Raw genomic sequence first — 18,172 nt, forward strand, 5'->3', positions numbered from 1 at the left:
GACGAAGCGGTAGGGCTCGAACCCTTCGGTGTCGCAACCGAATGCACCACCGCTCCGCTACTGGATCAGGACAGGCCCGATCCAGCGGGCAAAGGCATAGAGAGGCTTAGTTGACAGCTTCTTTAAGGGCTTTACCGGCTTTGAAACCTGGTTTCTTGGCAGCAGCGATTTCCAGCGTCTTACCAGTCTGAGGGTTGCGACCGATGCGAGCAGGACGATCAGTCACGGAGAACGTACCAAAGCCAACCAAAACAACCGAGTCGCCAGCCTTCAGAGCGCCAGTGACGGATTCGATCACTGCGTCCAGCGCACGGCCAGCAGCAGCTTTCGGGATATCAGCAGATGCAGCGATAGCATCAATCAGTTCCGACTTGTTCACTCTAAGTCCCCTTATCTCTATATTGAGTATGTTTCTAAGTTTTAGGTGTTAAGCAAAACGAGCGCTGGAAGGCTTGCCGGTGATTGCTTTAAAGAGCCGCTTTATAACAAGGGCTCTAAAAAGCTGTCAAGGAAGCCTGCCCAGTCTTAATGCGTGCTAATTCTGTCCTTAGAGTCAGACTCGCGCTTCTCTTCCTTGGCGACCAGATCTGTAGCCACGTCCGGCAAAGGCTCCGGCGCGTATTGCAGCGCAATTTGCAGGACTTCGTCAATCCATTTAACGGGCTTGATCTGCAGATCCTGCTTGATATTGTCAGGAATCTCCTTCAAATCACGCACGTTTTCTTCTGGAATGATCACAGTCTTGATTCCGCCGCGGTGTGCAGCCAGAAGTTTTTCCTTCAAACCACCAATAGCCAGCACTTGGCCGCGCAGGGTAATTTCACCGGTCATTGCCACATCCGCCCGCACAGGGATCTGTGTAAGCGCCGAGACAAGTGCGGTGCACATGCCAACCCCAGCACTCGGTCCATCCTTCGGCGTGGCGCCTTCCGGCATGTGGATATGCGTGTCGTGTTTCTCGTGGAAATCAGCTGGAATGCCCAGACTACGGGCACGGCTGCGAACTACGGTCTGGGCTGCTGTAATGGATTCGACCATGACATCACCCAGCGAACCGGTCTTGATCAACTGACCCTTGCCCGATACGACCGCCGCTTCGATGGTCAGCAATTCGCCGCCCACCTGAGTCCACGCCAGACCGGTGACCTGACCGATCTGATCCTGCTGCTCTGCCAGCCCGTAGCGGAACTTGCGCACGCCCAGGAAGTGCTCGAGCATGTCAGCCGTGACCTGCACCGCGAAACGTTTTTCCATCGCGTGCTCTTTGACCGCCTTGCGGCAGACCTTGGCAATCTGCCGCTCAAGCCCGCGCACGCCCGCTTCGCGGGTGTAATAACGGATGATGTCGCGGATCGCTTCCTCGTCAAAGCTGATCTCGCCTTTCTTCAAGCCGTTGGCCTGAATCTGCTTGGGCGAGAGGTATTTGACGGCGATGTTGATCTTTTCGTCTTCGGTGTAGCCCGGCAGGCGAATGACTTCCATCCGGTCCAGCAGCGCTGGCGGAATGTTCATCGAGTTCGACGTGCACAGGAACATCACGTCCGAAAGATCGTAGTCGACCTCAAGGTAGTGATCGTTGAAATTGTGGTTCTGCTCGGGATCAAGTACCTCGAGCAATGCCGACGCCGGATCGCCACGCATGTCGCTGCCCATCTTGTCGATTTCGTCAAGCAGGAACAGCGGGTTGCGAACACCCACCTTTGTCATCTTTTGTATCAATCTTCCTGGCATCGAACCGATATAAGTCCGGCGATGACCACGAATTTCAGCCTCGTCACGCACGCCACCCAATGCCATACGCACGAATTTGCGATTGGTCGCGTTGGCTATGGACTCGGCCAGGGAAGTTTTACCCACACCCGGTGGACCCACCAGACACAGCACAGGACCACGAATTTTCTTCACGCGCTTTTGCACGGCGAGGTATTCAAGGATGCGTTCCTTGACCTCGTCCAGACCGTAGTGGTCGGCATCAAGAATCGCTTCGGCGCGCGCAAGATCCAGACGCACCTTGCTTTGCGCCTTCCACGGCACCTGAACCAGCCAGTCGATGTAGGAGCGCACCACGGTCGCTTCAGCCGACATCGGCGACATCTGCTTGAGCTTGTTCAGCTCGGCATTTGCCTTGGTCAGAGCGTCCTTGGGCAGGCCCGCAGCGTCGATGCGCTTCTTCAGCTCTTCGATTTCGTTGTGGCCTTCGTCGCCATCGCCAAGCTCCTTCTGAATGGCCTTCATCTGCTCATTCAGGTAGTACTCGCGCTGGCTGCGCTCCATTTGCTTCTTCACACGACCGCGAATGCGCTTTTCGACCTGCAGCAGGTCGATTTCGGCATCCAGCAAGGCCAGCACGTGCTCGACACGGGCTGACAGGTCGATAATCTCGAGTATTTCCTGCTTCTGCTCGATTTTGAGCGCCATGTGCGCAGCCATGGTGTCGACCAGGCGGCCAGGCTCATCGATGCTGTTAAGCGACGACAGGACCTCTGCAGGGACTTTCTTGCCCAGTTGCACGTACTGCTCGAACTGAGCCAGCAGGCTGCGCACGAACACCTCGGACTCACGGTCCGGTGCATCGACTTCGTCGATCAGCGCGACGTCTGCGCGGTAGTGGCCATCGACTTCGATGAAACGCTCTACCGAACCGCGCTGCTCGCCTTCGACCAGCACCTTTACGGTGCCATCGGGCAGCTTGAGCAACTGCAATACGGTGGCGATGGTGCCGACGCTGTACAGAGCCTTTTCATCAGGATCGTCGTCAGCCGGATTTCTTTGCGCGAGCAGCAGGATCTGCTTGTCGCCTGTCATTGCCGCTTCAAGGGCTTCGATAGACTTCTCGCGCCCCACGAACAGCGGGATAACCATGTGCGGATAAACCACGACATCACGCAATGGCAAGAGAGGCAATTCAATAGTGGTCTTCATGATTTCGCCTCTACGGCGGCCAATAGGCCGGGACAGATGGAATTAGCTTGAAGCCAAGATGGGGGTAGCGTCCGAAAAAAACAAGCTCTAGAGGCGCGACCCGCAAAGATCAGTTTCTTCATACAATACGAATGAACGGACTAAAAATGCAAAAGGGGACCAAAAAGGCCCCCTTCAGTGTTACTTCACACGCATATGAACATGCGTTTATGCGTCGGGAGCAACCTTGGCAGGCGGCTCGCTGTTTTCGTATATCAACAGCGGCTTGGATGAGCCATCGATGACACTCTCATCGATCACTACCTTGCTCACATCGCTCTGCGAAGGAATTTCGTACATGGTGTCGAGCAGAACGCCTTCCAGAATCGAACGCAGGCCACGGGCACCGGTCTTGCGCTCCAGCGCGCGACGGGCAACCGACTTCAGCGCATCGGTCCGGAACTCGAGGTCCACACCTTCCATCTCGAACAGCTTGGCATACTGCTTGGTCAGTGCGTTCTTCGGCTCGGTGAGGATCTGTATCAAAGCAGCCTCATCCAGCTCGTCCAGCGTTGCAAGCACCGGCAGACGACCCACGAACTCGGGGATCAGACCGAACTTGACCAGATCGTCAGGCTCGACTTCGCGCAACGACTCGCCAACCTTCTTGCCCTCCTCCTTGCTGCGAACCTCGGCGTTGAAGCCGATGCCGCCACGGGTGGAACGGTTCTGAATGACCTTTTCCAGGCCCGAGAAGGCGCCACCGCAGATAAAGAGGATATTGCGCGTGTCCACCTGCAGGAATTCCTGCTGTGGATGCTTGCGACCACCTTGAGGCGGAACGGAAGCCACGGTGCCCTCGATCAGTTTCAGCAAGGCTTGCTGCACGCCTTCGCCGGACACGTCACGAGTGATCGAAGGGTTGTCGGATTTGCGCGAAATCTTGTCGATTTCATCGATGTAGACAATACCCATCTGGGCCTTCTCGACATCGTAATCACATTTCTGCAACAGCTTCTGGATAATGTTTTCGACGTCCTCACCCACATAACCGGCTTCGGTCAGGGTGGTGGCATCGGCGATGGTGAACGGCACGTTGAGCAGGCGAGCCAGTGTTTCGGCCAGCAGCGTCTTGCCGGAGCCCGTAGGGCCGATCAGCAGGATGTTGCTCTTGCCAAGCTCGACGTCGTCGTTCTTCTTGTCACGCTGATTCAGACGCTTGTAGTGGTTGTACACCGCTACTGCGAGAACCTTTTTGGCACGTTCCTGACCGATTACGTACTGGTCAAGGATGCCGCTGATTTCTTTGGGCGAAGGCAATTTATGCGCGCTGCTTTCGGCCTGAGCTTCCTGCACCTCCTCACGGATGATGTCGTTGCACAGGTCGACGCACTCGTCGCAGATAAAGACCGAGGGGCCGGCAATCAATTTGCGCACTTCATGCTGGCTTTTGCCACAGAAGGAGCAATAGAGCAATTTGCCGTTGTCCTCGCCGTTGCGGGTGTCAGTCATTCGATCGATCCAATCCGGTAGGCTTGCAACACAAGATGAAGGCTATTGCGGGCTTTTTCAAGTCCGCAGGCGGTCGGTTGTGCCGACCCCCTACATTTTGAGCCGCTTAGGCAGGCATTTGACGCTTGTTGATCACCGAGTCGATCAGGCCGTATTCGGCTGCACGCTCTGCGCTCATGAAGTTGTCACGCTCGGTATCGCGCTCGATGGTTTCGAGGCTCTGGCCGGTGTGATGCGCCAGCAGCGAGTTGAGACGATGACGAATGTGCAGGATTTCCTTGGCATGGATGTCGATATCCGACGCCTGGCCCTGGAAACCGCCCAGCGGCTGGTGAATCATCATCCGCGAGTTGGGCAGGCAATGACGCTTGCCTTCTGCGCCGCCGGCCAGCAGGAATGCACCCATGCTGCAAGCCTGACCGATACAGATGGTCGAAACGTCCGGCTTGATGAACTGCATGGTGTCGTAGATCGACATGCCTGCAGTCACCGAACCGCCCGGCGAGTTGATGTAGAGATGGATATCCTTGTCCGGGTTTTCCGCTTCAAGGAAGAGCAGCTGTGCCGCGATAAGGTTGGCCATGTAGTCCTCTACCGGACCAACCATAAAGATGACTCGCTCCTTGAGAAGGCGCGAATAGATGTCATAGGCGCGTTCGCCACGGGCGGACTGCTCGATAACCATCGGGACCAGGCCGCCAGCGGCCTGGATGTCAGAGTTCTGCTGAATATAAGAATTGCGGGACATGTCCTGCATTCACTCCCAAATAGTCGAGTCTTGAATACGCACAAGCCAGCGCGAAGGCTGGCTTGTGGGTGTTTTCGCACGAAAAGAGAAATCAGTCGGCTTTTGGAGCTTCCACCGGCTTGACAGCTTCTTCGTAGGAGACCGATTTGTCGGTCACGCTAGCTTTCTGCAAAACAGTATCTACAACTTGCTCTTCAAGCACAACAGAACGTACCTCGTTCATTTGCTGCTCGTTCTTGTAGTACCAGGCCACGACCTGCTCAGGCTCCTGATAGGCGGAGGCCATTTCCTGAATCATTTCGCGAACGCGAGCGTCATCAGGCTTGAGGTCGAACTGTTTGACGACCTCGGCAACGATCAGGCCCAGCTCGACGCGGCGCTTGGCCTGCTCTTCGAACAGCTCTGCCGGCAGCTGGTCAGGCTTGATGTTGCCGCCGAACTGCTGAACGGCCTGCACACGCAGACGGTTGACTTCGTTTTCCAGCAGCGCTTTAGGCACTTCGATCGGGTTGGCGGCCAGCAGACCGTCCATGACCTGATTCTTGACCTTGGACTTGATCGCCTGACGCAGCTCGCGCTCCATGTTCTTGCGAACTTCGGTGCGGAAGCCTTCGATACCGGTTTCCTTGATACCGAACTGCTTGAAGAACTCTTCGTTCAGCTCAGGCAGCTTTGGCTCGGAGACGGTGTTGACGGTCACGGTGAACTCGGCAGCCTTGCCGGCCAGCTCGAGGTTCTGATAGTCCTCGGGGAAGGTCACGTTCAGAACGCGCTCTTCACCGGCCTTGGCGCCAACCAGACCGTCTTCGAAACCAGGAATCATGCGGCCGGAACCCAGAACCAGCTGGGTACCGGTGGCGGAACCGCCAGCGAACACTTCGCCGTCGACCTTGCCGACGAAATCGAGGTTCAGCTGGTCTTCGTTCTGGGCAGCACGATCAGCCACTTCGAAACGAACGTTCTGCTTGCGCAGCACTTCAAGCATGTTGTCCAGATCGCTGTCGGCCACATCGGCAGACAGGCGCTCTACAGAGATGCTTTCGAAGCCGGCAACGGTGAATTCCGGGAATACTTCGAAAGTAGCCACGTACTCCAGATCTTTGCCTTTTTCGAACGACTTGGGCTCTACAGCAGGAGCACCGGCCGGGTTCAGCTTCTGCTCAACCACAGCTTCATAAAAGGTAGCCTGAATCAGATCGCCCAGTGCTTCCTGACGTGCGCCGTCCTCGTAACGCTGACGAATCACGCTCATAGGCACCTTGCCAGGGCGGAAGCCCGGGATCTTGGCTTTGCGCGCGGTCTGTTGCAGACGCTTGTTGACTTCAGTCTCGATGCGCTCGGCAGGCACGCCAATGGTCATGCGGCGCTCAAGAGCGGAAGTATTTTCAACAGAAACTTGCATGGATATTCCTCGTTGCACAGACGTTAGCCGGCCGTTTCCGACCCCAGAATCAAGGGCATGCATTCTAGTGGGTCAAACTCAAGAAGTCACCCTACTGAAAAAGGGCGGGTTAACAAGAAGGAATCGGCATGCAGCCGGAGGAGAAAGGAAAACACCTCGCATCACTCGCGACGTGTCTGGCACGGCCCCTATATAAGGAAGCATCTGCACCGGACGATGACCGAATCCATCTGCATAGCACGCCTCGATCGACCGGCGGCGACAGGGCCGACGGACCAGCGAGGCGATGGAACGAATACGCCAAAACAAAAAAAGCCGCACTAGGCGGCTTTCTTTTGTACCTTTTTGCAACCGAGGCATTGAGAGTCGGCTACATTTATCCTGGTGCGGACGGAGAGACTCGAACTCTCACACCTTGCGGCGCTGGAACCTAAATCCAGTGTGTCTACCAATTCCACCACATCCGCATTTCAGACTTTTAAAGCAAAGGCGCCAGACTATGAATCTGGCGCCCTTCTTAATATGGGGTGGACGATGGGGTTCGAACCCACGACCGCAGGAGTCACAATCCTGTGCTCTACCAACTGAGCTACGCCCACCATATTGCGCGTGACGATACAACTTACTTGCTGTGCCAAAGCTGCCTTGAATGGCGCACCCGGCAGGACTCGAACCTGCGACCATCCGCTTAGAAGGCGGATGCTCTATCCAGCTGAGCTACGGGCACTTATATAATTTGTACTCTTGCGATAACAAACTAAAAGGCTTTCAATCAATCACACCGAGCTGATTTGCAACTCTGCCTGACCGAATCAACCAGTGCTAGCTTAACCAGTGCTGGGGCTCTGCCCGGCAAGTGCGACGAATCTTATAGACGGCCCCTGGGGTCGTCAACCTTTTTTTGAAAAAAATTCAGCTAGATAAAGGAGTTAGCTGAATATGCAAAGCAATCGCCTTTGCCCTCGGGCCATGTCATGAGAGAATGCGCGCTCATTTTTTTCCTCTCGATGGTTAATCACGCGTCATGACTGCAAAACTAATCGACGGCAAGGCGATCGCCGCCAGCCTGCGCCAGCAGATCGCCAAACGTGTCGCCGAACGTAGCCAGCAAGGTCTGCGTACGCCGGGCCTCGCGGTGATTCTGGTCGGCAACGACCCCGCTTCCCAGGTCTATGTCTCTCACAAGCGCAAGGACTGCGAGGAAGTCGGCTTTATCTCCCAGGCTTACGACTTGCCCGCTGATACCACTCAGGCAGCACTGACCGATCTGATCGACCGCCTCAATGAGGATGCCGCTGTCGACGGCATCCTGCTGCAACTGCCCCTGCCTGCACACCTCGACGCTTCGCTACTGCTGGAGCGCATTCGCCCGGACAAGGACGTGGACGGTTTCCATCCTTATAACGTGGGTCGCCTCGCCCAGCGCATTCCGCTGCTACGCCCGTGCACCCCCAAAGGCATCATGACCCTGCTGGAAAGCACCGGTGTCGACCTCTACGGTCTGGATGCCGTCGTCGTCGGCGCGTCCAACATCGTCGGCCGCCCGATGGCGATGGAACTGCTGCTGGCGGGCTGCACTGTCACAGTCACCCACCGCTTCACCAAGGATCTGGCAGGCCACGTGGGTCGTGCCGATCTGGTGGTCGTTGCCGCCGGCAAGCCGGGCCTTGTCAAAGGCGAGTGGATCAAGCAGGGCGCGATCGTCATCGACGTCGGCATCAATCGCCAGGAAGACGGCAAGCTGGTAGGCGACGTGGTTTACGAGACCGCCCTGCCCCGCGCCGGCTGGATCACTCCGGTTCCGGGCGGCGTGGGCCCCATGACCCGCGCCTGCCTGCTGGAAAACACGCTGTACGCGGCAGAAACCCTGCACGACTAATCAGCCCGCAGCAATAAAAAACGGCACCTTGAAGGTGCCGTTTTTTTTACCTCGACAAAACCTTACTTCTTGGCTGCCTCCCAGCTTTTCAGCAGGTCAGCGTAGGCGATGGTTTCACCCTTGGGTTTCTCGTTGGCCAGCTTGCGCTGGGGTGCGAGGAACTTGCCGTTGCTCTCTTCGGCCTTCTTGTACCAGGCTTCTGCAGTGGTTTCCGGATTCATCTTCGGTGCACACTTGCTGGCTTCCTGAACCTTGGAACGCTCGATGCGCGTCATGATTGCATCCTGGTCCTTGGCCAGACCGTCGAGGGCCTCCTGCGCAGTCTTCTCGCCAGTAACCGCTTCGGCAACGTGGCTCCACCACAGCTGTGCCAGTTTTGGATAGTCAGGTACGTTGGTCCCGGTTGGCGACCATTGCACACGTGCCGGGCTGCGATAGAACTCCACCAGCCCACCCAGCTTGGGCGCCAGCGCGGTCATCTCCTTGGAATTGATATCCGACTCACGAATCGGCGTCAGGCCGACGATGGTTTTCTTCAGCGAAACGCTCTTCGAGGTCACGAATTGCGCATACAGCCAGGCGGCCAGACGCTTTTTCTCGTCGGACGACTTCAGGAACGTCCATGAACCCACGTCCTGGTAGCCGAGCTTCATGCCTTCTTTCCAGTAAGGCCCTTTCGGCGAAGGTGCCATGCGCCACTTCGGCGTACCGTCAGCATTCATCACCGGCAGACCAGGCTTGGTCATATCGGCGGTAAAGGCGGTGTACCAGAAGATCTGTTGCGCGACATTACCCTGCGACGGCACCGGACCGGATTCGGAGAAGGTCATGCCCGCAGCTTCAGGCGGTGCATAGGCTTTCAGCCAGTCGATGTATTTTTGCGTGGCGAACACTGCCGCCGGGCCGTTGGTGTCGCCACCGCGGGTAATGCTGGAGCCGACCGGATGACAGTCTTCGACACGAATACCCCACTCGTCCACCGGCAGGCCGTTAGGCAAGCCCTTGTCGCCGCTGCCGGCCATGGAGAACCAGGCATCGGTGAAACGCCAGCCCAGTGACGGGTCTTTCTTGCCATAGTCCATGTGACCGAAGACCTTCTTGCCGTCAATCTCCTTGACGTCTTCGCTGAAGAATTTGGCGATGTCCTCGTAAGCCGACCAGTTGACCGGCACGCCCAGCTCATAGCCGTACTTGTCCTTGAATTTCTTTTTCAGGTCGGGACGTTCGAACCAGTCGGCACGAAACCAGTACAGGTTGGCGAACTGCTGATCAGGCAGCTGATAAAGCTTGCCGTCTGGAGCGGTGGTAAACGAGGTGCCGATGAAGTCTTTAAGGTCCAGCGTCGGCGAGGTGACTTTACTGCCTTCCGGACTGGCCATCAGATCCGTCAGCGACAGGGCCTTGCCGTAGCGGAAATGCGTACCGATCAGGTCCGAGTCGTTGACCCAGCCGTCATAGATGCTCTTGTCCGACTGCATGGCGGTCTGCAGCTTTTCGATGACATCACCTTCCTGCAGCAAGTCATGGGTGACTTTGATACCGGTGATTTCAGTGAACGCCTTGGCCAGGGTCTTCGACTCGTATTCATGGGTGGTCAGGGTTTCCGACACCACCTTGATGTCCATGCCACGAAACGGCTTGGCAGCTTCGATGAACCACTCCAGTTCTTTCAACTGCTCGGCATCGGAAAGCGTGCTCGGTTTGAATTCGCTACCCGCCCACTTCTTCGCCGCATCTTCGTACTGATCCGCCCATGCCGACACACTCAACCCGCTGAGCATGATCATGGTTGCCAGCGTCACGCTATGTTGCAGCTTGTTTTTCTTATTGAACATAGTCATCTCCAGGTTGCTTTCATGTAGTCCCGCTTTTCCAATGCCGCCGACCGGATCACCCCGGCAACCGCGCCCGGCCGCTCTTTAACCCCAACGCATCACCACCAACAGCCACACCAGGGAAGCCCCCGAAGCGATCCAGATGCTCCAGTCCGTCGCGCCGATTACCAGCAAATGCAGATAAGCGCTGCCCAGAAGCCCAATGAAAAGACGGTCGCCACGCGTGGTGGCAATCGGCAGAAAACCACGACGCTCGATACTTGCCGAGCGCAATTCCCATACGGTCATCCCTGCCAGCAGTACCGCAATGCTGATGAAGAAGGCCGCAGTGGGCAGTGTCCAGGACATCCACTCCATTTTTTCGTCTCCTCAGACACGACCAAGAGCAAAGCCCTTGACCACATGGTTGCGAACGAACCAGATAACCAGCATGCCCGGCAGAATGGTCAACACCCCTGCCGCCGCCAGCACCCCCCAATCGATACCCGATGCCGAGACGGTGCGAGTCATCACCGCAGCGATCGGCTTTGCGTTCACCGAAGTCAGGGTGCGCGCCAGCAACAGCTCGACCCAGGAAAACATGAAGCAGAAAAACGCGGTGACACCGATACCCGAGCCAATCAGTGGAATGAAAATTTTCACGAAGAACTTGGGAAAGCTGTAACCGTCGATGTAGGCCGTTTCATCGATCTCCTTCGGAACGCCGGACATGAAGCCCTCCAGAATCCATACGGCCAGCGGAACGTTGAACAGACAGTGCGCCAGTGCAACGGCGATATGCGTGTCAAACAGGCCGATGGACGAATACAGCTGGAAAAACGGCAGCAGGAATACTGCCGGTGGCGCCATGCGGTTGGTCAGCAACCAGAAGAACAGGTGCTTGTCGCCGAGAAAACGATAGCGTGAAAACGCGTAGGCTGCCGGCAGTGCGACGCTCAGCGATATCACGGTATTGAGGCACACGTAATACAGCGAGTTGAGGTAGCCGCTGTACCAGCTTTCGTCGGTGAAGATCACCTTGTAATTGGCCAGGGTGAAATCCTGCGGCCACAGGGTCAGGCCACCGAGGATCTCGGTATTGGTCTTGAACGACATGTTGATCAGCCAGTAGATCGGCACCAGCAGAAACAACAGGTAAATCCACAGCGGTATGGTTTTGCGCAGACTCATGACCAGCCCCTCAATTCTTTTCGCTGTGAGTCATGGCGGTGTAGAACACCCATGACACCAACAGAATGATCAGGAAATACACCAGCGAGAACGCGGCCGCAGGCCCCAGGTCGAACTGCCCGAGCGCCATGGTGGTCAGGGTCTGACTGAGGAACGTGGTCGAGTTGCCCGGCCCGCCACCGGTCAGCACGAACGGCTCGGTGTAGATCATGAAGCTGTCCATGAAGCGCAGCATCACTGCAATCAGCAGCACGCTTTTCATCTTCGGCAACTGGATATGCCGGAAGATCGCCCAGCCTGACGCACGATCGATGCGTGCCGCCTGGTAATACACATCCGGAATGGCCCGCAGCCCTGAATAGCAAAGCAAGGCCACCAGCGAGGTCCAGTGCCAGACGTCGATGACCAGCACCGTCACCCAGGCATCCGAGGCATTGGCGGCGTAGTTGTAGTTGATGCCCAGCACGTTGTTCAGCGTGTAACCCAGCAAGCCGATATCACCACGGCCGAAGATCTGCCAGATAGTGCCGACTACGTTCCACGGGATCAGCAGTGGAATGGTCATCACGATCAGGCACAACGACGACCAGCGCCCCTTGGTCGGCATGGTCAGGGCAATCGCGATACCCAGCGGGATCTCGATCAGCAGTACACAACCCGAATAAATGAACTGACGCAGCAGCGAGTCGTGCAGACGCGGGTCCTGCAGGACCTGCCGGAACCAGTCGGTGCCGACGAAATATCGGCTGGACTGGTCGAAGATGTCCTGCACCGAATAGTTGACCACGGTCATCATCGGGATAATCGCGCTGAATGCCACCAGCAGAAACACCGGCATCACCAGCCACCAGGCCTTGTTGTTCTGAACCTTACGCATGGGACACCTCACTGGCAGGGCCGGCTTCAAGCAGGTAATCATCTGCATAGAGCATCAGCCATTGCCCCGGAAAGCTGATCCAGGCCTGGCCCTGCGGCACCGGTTTGTCTTCCTGCAGACGCACCTTCAGCAGTTGCCCGGCCAGTTTCAGGGTGATGATTTTGTAGGTACCGAGGTCCTCCACATAGGTCACGTCGGCGCACATTGCATCGTCATAAGGTCCGTCCCAGACATGCACGAACTCAGGACGGATACCTGCTTTCAGAGTTTTCCATGGCGTATTGGCGAGCTTTTGCTGCAAAGACTCAGGCAGCGGCAGGTGAATATCGGCAAAACCCACCCCACCCGGCTGCGGCGTGACGTCAATCAGATTCATCCCGGGGCTGCCGATGAAATAGCCGACAAAGGTGTGCGACGGCTTTTCGAACAGTTCCCGCGGCGTGCCGAACTGGACGATCTGTCCGCCATACATCACGGCGATCTTGTCAGCGAAGGTCGACGCCTCCAGTTGATCGTGAGTGACGTAGACCATGGTGATATTGAACTGCTCGTGGATCTGCTTGAGCTTGCGCCGCAGTTTCCACTTCAGGTGCGGATCGATCACGGTCAGCGGTTCGTCGAAGAGGATCGCCGACACGTCATCGCGCACCAGCCCGCGGCCCATTGAGACTTTCTGCTTCTCGTCCGCGCTGAGGTTGCGCGCCTTCTTTTTCAGCAGCGGCTGCAGGTCCAGGACATCGGCAATTTCGTTGACCTTGATGAGAATCCGCGCCTCGTCCAGGCCCTGATTGCGCAACGGAAAGGCCAGATTGTCGAACACCGTCATGGTGTCGTAGATCACCGGAAACTGGAAAACCTGAGCGATGTTACGGCGTTCCGGTGGCAGCTCATTGACCACTTTCGAGTCGAACAGCACCTGCCCCTGCGACGGACTGAGCAGACCGGAAATGATATTGAGCAGGGTTGACTTGCCACACCCGGAAGGCCCGAGCAGCGCGTAAGCACCGCCCTGCTCCCAGACGTGGCTCATCTCGCGAATTGCATAGTCGTCAGGACCAGGCTTGGCGCTGTAGCTGTGCGCCAGATTCTGCAAGCGGATCTCGGCCATCAGGCAACCCTCGCCATACGCAGGCCCGGCGCCTGAATCAGGCCGCCCTGCTGATCGAATACAAACAATTTGTGGGTCGGGATGTACACCCGAATCGCCGCATCGACGTCGTAGGCATGCACGCCCGGCAGATGCAGGACCAGCGAGAACAACTCGTTGCGCACATGCAGGAAAGTTTCCGAACCACTGATTTCCGCCAGCTCGACGGTGACCGCCAGTTCCAGATCATCATCGTTGGACGGCACCAGGCTCAAATGGCTGGGGCGCACGCCGAAACGATACTCGCCATCGCCGACAGCACGCAGGTCGACGTTGAGCGGGAAATGCACGAAATTGGCGAAGCTGACCTCGTTGCCTTCTATGCGGCCCGGCATGAGGTTGATCGGCGGTTCGGAGAACAGCTCGGCGGCCAGCACAGTGGCCGGGCGATGATAGACCTCAGGGGTCTTGCCGCTCTGCACCACCCGACCTTCATGCAGGATGGTGGTGGTGCCGCCCAGCGCCAGCGCTTCATTGGGCTCGGTGGTGGCGTAGATGGCAATGGTGTGTCGAGCGGCGAACAGCTCGCGCATTTCCTGACGCAGCTCTTCACGCAGCTTGTAATCGAGGTTGACCAGCGGTTCGTCGAAGAGGATCAGCTCGGCGTCCTTGACCAGCGCTCTGGCCATCGCGGTGCGCTGCTGCTGCCCGCCGGACAGTTCGAGGGGATGGCGTTGCAGGAACTTTTCGATGCGCAGCATCTTCGCGGTTTCCTGCACACGGCTGTGGATCACGTCTTTGGACAGACCGGCCTGACGCAGCGGCGAGGCGATGTTTTCGAACACCGTCATGCTCGGGTAATTGATGAACTGCTGATAAACCATCGAGACGTTGCGCAGACGAACCGGACGATTGGTGACATCGACCCCGTTCATCAGCACTCGCCCGCTGTCCGGCTTGTCCAGCCCGGCCATCAGGCGCATCAGGCTGGTTTTGCCGGACAGGGTTCGTCCCAGCAGAACGTTGAATGATCCCGGCTCAAAGCTCAGGGAGGCGTTGTCGATCCAGACCTGACCATCGACAGCGCGACTGACATGCTCCAGCGTGAGTGACATAGCGTGCCCTTTGTTGTTTTTTTCTTAAGGGTGAATGCGTGACTGTTTGCAGATAGCGACATTCGTGCCAGCTCAGGCAGATTGCCGGTGACGCCCGAAACAGAGCGTTCGCCCGTATTCATGGGATGAAACGGCTTTCACAGCTGAACAATAATGAACAGAAAAAACTGAACACTTGAACAAAATGAACATTGACTTTGAACAAAACTGAACGACACTGGACGGACGTTGCGGGCAAGGATGGTCACGCCGACGGGACCTAAAAACAAAAACAATACGTCACATTCGCAGGCATCCTCATGTCTCAAACCAGCGCTTCGCTTGCTCACGACATCATCATTCAGGATTCATGGACCCGCTGCCGGGACTTCGGCCTCAGTCATCAGACGCGCCCCTCATTCGGCCAGTTGCCGGGGGCGGAGGTTTCCAGGCTGCTGGAGCGCCACCATGGACTGGTACAGACCACCCATCAGGAGGTCCTGCCGGTCTACGAAAACATTCTCAGCAACTCCAGCTGTCTGATTCTCCTGGCCGACCCGCAAGGTCAGTTGCTCAAGTCATGGGGTGCGCAGCGTTTTGTCGAATCGTCGCAGGCTCAGGGCTTCATGCCCGGTGCCAGCTGGAGCGAACGCGGCACGGGCACCAATGCCATCGGCACGGCACTGGCCTGCGAGCAGGCCATTCATATCGAGCCGGACGAGCATTTCCTCAAGGCCAATCGCTTCATGACCGGCTCTGCTTCACCGATCTTCGACGCGGATCGACGCATGATCGCCGTGCTGGATGTGTCCAGTGACAGCTTCCTGCCACCCTCGCACACACTGGGCATGGTCAAAATGATGAGCCAGTCGGTGGAAAACCGCCTGATCCTCGATCAGTTTCGTGACTCTCATTTCCAGCTGATCTTCAATACCGGCCTGAACAACCTCGACAGCCAATGGGCCGGCCTGCTGATTTTCGACGAGAGCGGCAAGATCCTCTGTGCCAATCGACGTGCCGACACCCTGCTGGGGACAACTCCGTCCGGTGTCAGCATCGAGACGCTGTTCAAATGTCCGATCCTGCAATTGCTCAGTGAGACCGAAGCGCGTCCGTTTGCGCTGCATGCATTTGGCAACAATCGCTTTCAGTGCCTGCTCAAGCGCCCGACTCGCAAACCATTGAAGCTGCATTGCGTGCAGGCTGCTCATGTGCCTACTGCACCACCACGAAACCTTGATCTGCAGGCGATCAGCCTGGGCGACGCGAAGGTCGAGAAGGCTGTGCGTCAGGCGCAGCGGTTGCTGGAGAAAGACATCCCGCTGCTCATTCACGGTGAAACCGGGGTCGGCAAGGAAGTGTTTGTCAAAGCCCTGCATCAGGCCAGTGCGCGCGCCAGCCAGGCGCTGATCGCCGTCAACTGCGCGGCGATCCCGGCCGAACTGGTCGAGGCCGAGCTGTTTGGCTATGAAAGAGGCGCCTTCACCGGGGCCAACCAGAAAGGCAGCATCGGTCTGATCCGCAAGGCCGACAAAGGCATGCTGTTTCTCGACGAAGTAGGCGACATGCCGATGCCGGTACAGGCGCGACTGCTGCGCGTGCTGCAAGAGCGCTGCGTTCAGCCATTGGGCAGCAGCGAGCTGTATCCGGTCGATATACGGTTGATTTCAGCCACCAACCGAGGCCTGCGCGATCAGGTCCAGGCGGGGCTATTTCGCCAGGATCTTTACTACCGAATCAGCGGCCTGAGCATCGAACTCCCGCCCCTGCGCGAGCGGACTGACAAACATGCGCTTATCCAGCGAATCTGGGAGCGGCACCGTGATGCTCACCAGCGCGCGGGCTTTTCCAGAGAAGTGCTTGAGTTGTTCGAGCGTCACCCCTGGCCGGGCAACCTGCGCCAGCTCAACAGTGTGATTCAGGTTGCGCTGGCACTGGCCGACGAACAGCCGATCAGCACTGACCATCTGCCCGAGGACTTTCTGCTCGATGCTCACGCGGACGAGGAATGCCATGCCCCGAGCAAGACTCAGGAATCGGCCACACGCCTTCACTCGAGCGAAGACCTCGGCCAATTGTTTCAAGCGGCAGGCGGGAATATTTCACAGCTGGCCAAACGTCTGGGCGTCAGCCGCAACACACTGTACAAGCGGTTGCGGGAACAGCGGATCGTTTAGTGTTTGACGCTCGGCAGGCCGCACTTCATCTATGACAGGACGCGGAGCGTCCAGAAAAGCATGCCCACGCGGAGTGGGCACGATAGTGTTTCAGGGATAGTCCTCGATCAGTCCGCCAGACGCCAGGTGGTGCCGCCCTTGCCGTCTTCCAGCAGCACGCCCATGGCGGTGATCTGGTCGCGGATACGGTCGGACTCGGCCCAGTCTTTCGCGGCACGCGCAGCCAGACGCGCCTGAATCAGCGCCTCCACTTCAGCCGCATCGACCCGCCCTTCCGCGCCAGCGCGCAAAAAGTCGTCGGCTTCGAGTTGCAGGACACCCAGCACGCTGGCCAGTTGCTTCAAGCGCGCCGCCAGACCCGCCGCCGCTGTGACGTCGGATTCGCGCAGACGGTTGATCTCGCGGACCATCTCGAACAGCACCGCGCAGGCTTCAGGCGTCCCGAAGTCATCGTTCATCGCCGTACTGAAACGCTCGACGAACGCCTCGCCACCCGCAGCTTCGGCGACCGGCAGGCCCTTGAGCGCGTGATAGAAACGCTCCAGTGCCGCCTTCGACTCACGCAGGCTGTCTTCGGAATAGTTGATCGCGCTACGGTAATGGCTCGACACCAGCAGGTAACGCACCACTTCCGGGTGGTATTTCTCCAGCACGTCGCGAATGGTGAAGAAGTTGTTCAGGGACTTGGACATCTTCTCGCCATTGATGCGAATCATGCCGCAGTGCAACCAGGCATTGGCGTAGGTCTTGCCGGTGGCCGCTTCGCTCTGGGCGATTTCGTTTTCATGGTGCGGAAACTCGAGATCGCTGCCGCCGCCATGAATATCGAAGGTCTCGCCCAGGCAGCAGGTCGACATCACCGAGCACTCGATATGCCAGCCTGGACGCCCGGCCCCCCAGGGCGATTCCCAACTCGGCTCGCCCGGCTTGACGCCTTTCCAGAGCACGAAGTCCAGCGGATCTTCCTTGGAATCGTCCACTTCGATACGTGCGCCGATGCGCAGGTCTTCGATCTTCTTGCGTGACAGCTTGCCGTAACCCTGAAACTTGCCGACCCGGTAGTACACATCGCCGTTACCCGGCGCGTAGGCATAGCCCTTGTCGATCAGGGTCTGGATCATGGCGTGCATGCCGGGGATATGATCGGTGGCACGCGGCTCCATGTCCGGCTTGAGGATGTTGAGGCGCGCCTCGTCCTCATGCATGGCATCGATCATGCGCGCGGTCAGTGCGTCGAACGACTCACCGTTTTCCCGTGCCCGGTTGATGATCTTGTCGTCGATATCGGTGATGTTGCGCACATAGGTCAGTTCATAACCGCTGAAGCGCAACCAGCGGGTCACCAGATCGAACGCAACCATGCTGCGGCCATGGCCCAGGTGGCAGTAGTCGTACACGGTCATCCCGCAGACGTACATGCGCACCTTGTTGCCATCCAGCGGCTTGAAAACTTCTTTGCTCTTGGTGAGCGTGTTGTAGATAGAAAGCAC

At 57.6% G+C, this 18,172-nt stretch carries 14 protein-coding genes and 3 tRNA genes; 2 read left to right on the top strand and 15 right to left on the bottom strand.

What is annotated here, in order from left to right; translation table 11 throughout:
* Positions 1-106: 106 nt before the first annotated feature.
* The 8 genes from JOE33_RS05430 to JOE33_RS05465 all read right to left on the bottom strand — a co-directional run bounded on the left by JOE33_RS05430 (position 107) and on the right by JOE33_RS05465 (position 7,290).
* Positions 107-379, bottom strand: a complete 273-nt coding sequence (locus JOE33_RS05430; protein ID WP_002552737.1) for an HU family DNA-binding protein — start codon at positions 377-379, stop codon at positions 107-109.
* 146 nt (positions 380-525) lie between these two features.
* Positions 526-2,922: an endopeptidase La gene (lon, locus tag JOE33_RS05435; RefSeq protein WP_003409729.1), complete on the bottom strand. Its 2,397-nt coding sequence runs from the start codon at positions 2,920-2,922 to the stop codon at positions 526-528.
* A 207-nt stretch (positions 2,923-3,129) separates the two neighbouring features.
* Complete coding sequence (clpX, locus tag JOE33_RS05440; RefSeq protein WP_032612051.1) at positions 3,130-4,413, bottom strand: ATP-dependent Clp protease ATP-binding subunit ClpX; 1,284 nt, start codon at positions 4,411-4,413, stop codon at positions 3,130-3,132.
* A 106-nt stretch (positions 4,414-4,519) separates the two neighbouring features.
* Positions 4,520-5,161 carry an ATP-dependent Clp endopeptidase proteolytic subunit ClpP gene (gene clpP / locus JOE33_RS05445; protein ID WP_002552734.1) on the bottom strand — a complete coding sequence of 214 codons (642 nt, stop codon included), beginning with the start codon at positions 5,159-5,161 and terminating at the stop codon, positions 4,520-4,522.
* Between the two features lie 91 nt (positions 5,162-5,252).
* A complete protein-coding gene (gene tig, locus JOE33_RS05450) occupies positions 5,253-6,563 on the bottom strand; it encodes a trigger factor (RefSeq protein ID WP_187625689.1) in 1,311 nt (436 codons plus the stop codon).
* Positions 6,564-6,945: 382 nt separating this feature from the next.
* A tRNA-Leu gene (locus JOE33_RS05455) sits at positions 6,946-7,030 on the bottom strand.
* Between the two features lie 56 nt (positions 7,031-7,086).
* Positions 7,087-7,162 (bottom strand) — tRNA-His (locus tag JOE33_RS05460).
* 51 nt (positions 7,163-7,213) lie between these two features.
* Positions 7,214-7,290, bottom strand: a tRNA-Arg gene (locus JOE33_RS05465).
* A gap of 297 nt (positions 7,291-7,587) precedes the next feature.
* On the opposite strand from JOE33_RS05465, the gene folD reads away from it, so the two are divergent.
* Positions 7,588-8,442, top strand: coding sequence for a bifunctional methylenetetrahydrofolate dehydrogenase/methenyltetrahydrofolate cyclohydrolase FolD (folD, locus tag JOE33_RS05470; protein ID WP_010437123.1), 855 nt, complete (start codon positions 7,588-7,590; stop codon positions 8,440-8,442).
* Between the two features lie 62 nt (positions 8,443-8,504).
* Here the strand turns inward: folD and JOE33_RS05475 are convergent, their stop codons facing one another.
* The 6 genes from JOE33_RS05475 to JOE33_RS05500 form a co-directional block, all read right to left on the bottom strand.
* A complete protein-coding gene (locus JOE33_RS05475; RefSeq protein ID WP_096131525.1) occupies positions 8,505-10,277 on the bottom strand; it encodes an ABC transporter substrate-binding protein in 1,773 nt (590 codons plus the stop codon).
* A gap of 84 nt (positions 10,278-10,361) precedes the next feature.
* On the bottom strand, positions 10,362-10,634 hold the full coding sequence (locus JOE33_RS05480) for a DUF2160 domain-containing protein (RefSeq protein ID WP_010437138.1): 273 nt from the start codon (positions 10,632-10,634) through the stop codon (positions 10,362-10,364).
* Positions 10,635-10,646: 12 nt separating this feature from the next.
* Positions 10,647-11,447, bottom strand: a complete 801-nt coding sequence (locus tag JOE33_RS05485; protein WP_004414065.1) for a carbohydrate ABC transporter permease — start codon at positions 11,445-11,447, stop codon at positions 10,647-10,649.
* A gap of 10 nt (positions 11,448-11,457) precedes the next feature.
* Entirely contained in the window at positions 11,458-12,324 is an 867-nt protein-coding gene (locus tag JOE33_RS05490; RefSeq protein ID WP_002552729.1) for a sugar ABC transporter permease, read from the bottom strand.
* Positions 12,317-13,432: an ABC transporter ATP-binding protein gene (locus JOE33_RS05495; protein WP_032612053.1), complete on the bottom strand. Its 1,116-nt coding sequence runs from the start codon at positions 13,430-13,432 to the stop codon at positions 12,317-12,319. Before JOE33_RS05495 ends, JOE33_RS05490 begins: the two co-directional genes overlap by 8 nt.
* Positions 13,432-14,526 (bottom strand): ABC transporter ATP-binding protein, encoded by a 1,095-nt coding sequence (locus JOE33_RS05500; RefSeq protein WP_032612054.1) that lies wholly within the window; start codon positions 14,524-14,526, stop codon positions 13,432-13,434. The genes JOE33_RS05495 and JOE33_RS05500 overlap by 1 nt, the downstream gene beginning before the upstream one ends.
* A gap of 299 nt (positions 14,527-14,825) precedes the next feature.
* On the opposite strand from JOE33_RS05500, the gene JOE33_RS05505 reads away from it, so the two are divergent.
* On the top strand, positions 14,826-16,682 hold the full coding sequence (locus JOE33_RS05505; RefSeq protein ID WP_187625690.1) for a sigma-54-dependent Fis family transcriptional regulator: 1,857 nt from the start codon (positions 14,826-14,828) through the stop codon (positions 16,680-16,682).
* A gap of 107 nt (positions 16,683-16,789) precedes the next feature.
* On the opposite strand, the gene cysS is transcribed toward JOE33_RS05505, so the two are convergent.
* Complete coding sequence (cysS, locus tag JOE33_RS05510) at positions 16,790-18,172, bottom strand: cysteine--tRNA ligase (RefSeq protein WP_187625691.1); 1,383 nt, start codon at positions 18,170-18,172, stop codon at positions 16,790-16,792.

The sequence above is a fragment of the Pseudomonas sp. PvP027 genome, assembly GCF_017833005.1.
GTDB classification, from domain to species: Bacteria; Pseudomonadota; Gammaproteobacteria; order Pseudomonadales; family Pseudomonadaceae; genus Aquipseudomonas; species Aquipseudomonas congelans.

What these genes read in the sequence shown, in the direction of transcription:
- JOE33_RS05505 (WP_187625690.1), top strand. Translation starts at nt 14,826, where the DNA reads ATGTCTCAAACCAGCGCTTCGCTTGCTCACGACATCATCATTCAGGAT.
- JOE33_RS05485 (WP_004414065.1), bottom strand. Translation starts at nt 11,447, where the DNA reads ATGAGTCTGCGCAAAACCATACCGCTGTGGATTTACCTGTTGTTTCTG.
- JOE33_RS05490 (WP_002552729.1), bottom strand. Translation starts at nt 12,324, where the DNA reads ATGCGTAAGGTTCAGAACAACAAGGCCTGGTGGCTGGTGATGCCGGTG.
- folD (WP_010437123.1), top strand. Translation starts at nt 7,588, where the DNA reads ATGACTGCAAAACTAATCGACGGCAAGGCGATCGCCGCCAGCCTGCGC.
- JOE33_RS05495 (WP_032612053.1), bottom strand. Translation starts at nt 13,432, where the DNA reads ATGGCCGAGATCCGCTTGCAGAATCTGGCGCACAGCTACAGCGCCAAG.
- tig (WP_187625689.1), bottom strand. Translation starts at nt 6,563, where the DNA reads ATGCAAGTTTCTGTTGAAAATACTTCCGCTCTTGAGCGCCGCATGACC.
- JOE33_RS05500 (WP_032612054.1), bottom strand. Translation starts at nt 14,526, where the DNA reads ATGTCACTCACGCTGGAGCATGTCAGTCGCGCTGTCGATGGTCAGGTC.
- clpX (WP_032612051.1), bottom strand. Translation starts at nt 4,413, where the DNA reads ATGACTGACACCCGCAACGGCGAGGACAACGGCAAATTGCTCTATTGC.
- JOE33_RS05475 (WP_096131525.1), bottom strand. Translation starts at nt 10,277, where the DNA reads ATGTTCAATAAGAAAAACAAGCTGCAACATAGCGTGACGCTGGCAACC.
- JOE33_RS05480 (WP_010437138.1), bottom strand. Translation starts at nt 10,634, where the DNA reads ATGGAGTGGATGTCCTGGACACTGCCCACTGCGGCCTTCTTCATCAGC.
- lon (WP_003409729.1), bottom strand. Translation starts at nt 2,922, where the DNA reads ATGAAGACCACTATTGAATTGCCTCTCTTGCCATTGCGTGATGTCGTG.
- clpP (WP_002552734.1), bottom strand. Translation starts at nt 5,161, where the DNA reads ATGTCCCGCAATTCTTATATTCAGCAGAACTCTGACATCCAGGCCGCT.